This is a genomic window from Actinobacillus minor NM305, from assembly GCF_000175195.1.
In the GTDB taxonomy this organism is placed as follows: Bacteria; Pseudomonadota; Gammaproteobacteria; order Enterobacterales; family Pasteurellaceae; genus Haemophilus_A; species Haemophilus_A minor.
The window spans coordinates 1-2,652 of the sequence record NZ_ACQL01000113.1; the positions used below are offsets into that span (position 1 = coordinate 1).

A 2,652-nucleotide genomic window follows, 5' to 3' on the forward strand; every position below is an offset into this window, starting at 1 on the left:
CTCCCTGATTTTGCTTCTAAACGAAGCAAAATCTGTCCCTCTCCCACAAGGGGCGAGGGTGTGTTTTGGTTGTACATACAATACTGAAAACTTATTTTTAGAATAAAAATTTCTAATTTGAGTGATAAGTAAAACTATTCTAAAATATTCCCAAATTGTTTTATCCTTTAAAATAAATAGAGGTTGAAAATGGCTTTCTCGTTTAAATTGACAAGTGTTGCGGCAATCGCCGTGTGTTTATTTGGCTCAACCATTGCGCAAGCGCATAATGTCTGGCTCGAACGTTCCCCTCTCAATACTAAAATACCTCATTACCTCATTAAATTCGGTCACGAAACCACAGAACCTTATCCCCTCTCTAAATTAACCTCTGTTAGCCAACTCTTTCACGGCAAAATCAGCCCGCTTTCTCCTGCATTTAATAAAATGGACAACAACAAAGGCGAAGCCGTCATTGCGGTGGAAGGTAACATTGTTTTTATTGAGTTTAACAATGGCATTTGGTCAAAATTGCCGAGCGGTAAATATGTAGAGAAAACCAAAAAAGAAGCACCAGATGCAGAATTTTCCATGAACCCGATGAAATTGGGCAAGGCGATTTTAAGCTGGGAGGACGGCGAGGCATTAAAAGCTCATCAACAAGCCTATGAGCTTGTTCCGCAAAGTGAACCTGTGGCAGGTAAACCGTTAGCCATTTTAGTGTTAAAAAACGGGAAACCGGTTAAAGGGATTAAGGTGGGTCTGGGCGAAGATAAGCCGTTTAATTTAACCAATGAGCAAGGCATTGCTTACTTCACGCCAACAGTAGGGTTTAATAAAGTGTGGGCGGAGTTTGAGGAAAAAGTGGCAGACAATCCTGACTACACTGACCGTAGTTATGAATATATGCTGACGTTTGAGGCGAGATAATGAAGTACCTACAAGCGGTCATTTTTTTGCTGTTTTCTACCAATCTGTTCGCTCACGGTATGCATTTATCGGCGCAATATGATGGGCAACAAATCACGGGTAAAGCCTATTATTCCGACCAAACACCGGCAGCAGAAACTTATGTGGAAGCGATAAAACCAAATGAAACCGAACCGGTCGTTTATGGCAAAACCGATAAAGAGGGGCGATTTGTTCTACCGCTCACACAAGAGGGGACTTTTACCGTGATTGTGGAAGGTATGGAAGGGCATCGTGCTGAGGCACAAGTGCAAAAAATCGTCCCACAAACTAACACGGCGGATACTCAGCTATTGCGTGAAGAAATTGAGCAACTGAAAAATAAAATTTATCTGCGTGATGTGATTGGCGGTATTGGCTACATTCTCGGTTTATTCGGCGTTGTCGCACTGTTAAAAGCCAGAAAAGGGGCGAAGTAATGCACTTATCTGAAGGCGTGTTACATAGTTCCACCTTGATGATCGGGGCGGTTTGTGCGGTGGTTGGCGTGGCGATTGGCTTGAAGAAGATGAATTATGAACATCTTTCGATTACCGCACTTTTTGCTTCGGCATTCTTTGTGGCAAGCACTATTCATATTCCGGTTGGAATTGGCAGCGTACATCTGATTTTAAATGGTATTGCCGGATTATTTTTAGGCTGGGCGGTTTTCCCTGCGTTTTTGATTGCGTTAGTCCTGCAAGTATTGCTCTTTTCCTTTGGTGGTTTTGCGGTGTTGGGCGTGAACTTATGCATTATGGCGCTTCCTGCATTGGCGGTGCGTTTGCTGGTTTTCCCGATGTTAAGAAAAGCGACCACTCGCAAAGGGTTGATTTTATCGGGAGTGTTAGCTGGCGTGATTGGCGTGGGCGGTTCAGCATTGATTGCCTCGTTGGTATTAGCCTTTGACGGCGGTAAGGCTTATGGCGATCTTATCGGCTTGTTGCTGGTTTCTCATTTGCCTGTTTTTGTGGTGGATAGCCTAGTCAGCGTGGGCGTGATTTTAACCCTCGCCAAAATGATGCCTGAGGCGTTGAAGTAATGGGCAAAGATGATGGAAAGCAAAACAACGTTTCTTGAACCGCACTACCGCCTTGTTTATGCCTTTATCTTCGGCATTGTGGCAAGCAGTATTCAATCTGCAACATTATTGCTAATTTTGACCGCTTGTACCGCCGCTTGGGTGTGCTTTTTACATAGCCATCAACCGAAACATCTGCTCAAACGTTGGCTGAAATTCAATCTTTTCTCTGTGCTGGTTTGGGCAACATTAAGCTGGAAAATCGGTACCGATGGCGTGGAACTGAATACGCACGGTATCGCTTTAGCGAAGTTGATAACCCTTAGAATGAATTTGATTGTGCTGTCGGTCTGGCTTTTTCTGCACCACGTTACCGACACTATTTTAGTGCAAGTGATTACTAAATTACCGCTGCCAAAAAAACTCAAACATCTGTTTATTCTCACGGTGCGTTATATCGCTCTGTTAAGCGAACTTAACGAAAAAATGGACAGAGCAATGAAAGCACGAGGTTTTAAGCCAAAGTGCAATCTTTATACGATCAAGGTGTATTCGCAGCGAGTTGCGCTTTTGCTTATTCACGCAATGCTAAAAGCAGAAAAGGCAGAAATGGCAATGAAGGCGAGAGGGTTTAGGGTTTAGTTATTCAAAGATGAATTAGGTTCGATAGAGAGTGTGTAGATACCATAAGACACAACAAATTT

General features: G+C 43.3%; 4 protein-coding genes. All 4 read left to right on the forward strand.

Going from position 1 to position 2,652, the window contains the following annotated elements:
• Positions 1–189 precede the first annotated feature (189 nt).
• The 4 genes from AM305_RS09025 to AM305_RS09040 are packed head-to-tail and all read left to right on the forward strand — an operon-like array spanning position 190 to position 2,590.
• Positions 190–909, forward strand: a complete 720-nt coding sequence (locus tag AM305_RS09025) for a DUF4198 domain-containing protein (protein WP_005825198.1) — start codon at positions 190–192, stop codon at positions 907–909.
• On the forward strand, positions 909–1,367 hold the full coding sequence (locus AM305_RS09030) for a peptidase associated/transthyretin-like domain-containing protein (RefSeq protein WP_005825200.1): 459 nt from the start codon (positions 909–911) through the stop codon (positions 1,365–1,367). Before AM305_RS09025 ends, AM305_RS09030 begins: the two co-directional genes overlap by 1 nt.
• Entirely contained in the window at positions 1,367–1,969 is a 603-nt protein-coding gene (cbiM, locus tag AM305_RS09035) for a cobalt transporter CbiM (protein ID WP_005825201.1), read from the forward strand. Before AM305_RS09030 ends, cbiM begins: the two co-directional genes overlap by 1 nt.
• A gap of 12 nt (positions 1,970–1,981) precedes the next feature.
• Positions 1,982–2,590: an energy-coupling factor transporter transmembrane component T family protein gene (locus tag AM305_RS09040; protein ID WP_005825203.1), complete on the forward strand. Its 609-nt coding sequence runs from the start codon at positions 1,982–1,984 to the stop codon at positions 2,588–2,590.
• Positions 2,591–2,652: the final 62 nt, after the last annotated feature.

Coding starts and splice junctions, on each gene's coding strand:
- AM305_RS09025 (WP_005825198.1), top strand. CDS start 190: ATGGCTTTCTCGTTTAAATTGACAAGTGTTGCGGCAATCGCCGTGTGT.
- AM305_RS09040 (WP_005825203.1), top strand. CDS start 1,982: ATGGAAAGCAAAACAACGTTTCTTGAACCGCACTACCGCCTTGTTTAT.
- AM305_RS09030 (WP_005825200.1), top strand. CDS start 909: ATGAAGTACCTACAAGCGGTCATTTTTTTGCTGTTTTCTACCAATCTG.
- cbiM (WP_005825201.1), top strand. CDS start 1,367: ATGCACTTATCTGAAGGCGTGTTACATAGTTCCACCTTGATGATCGGG.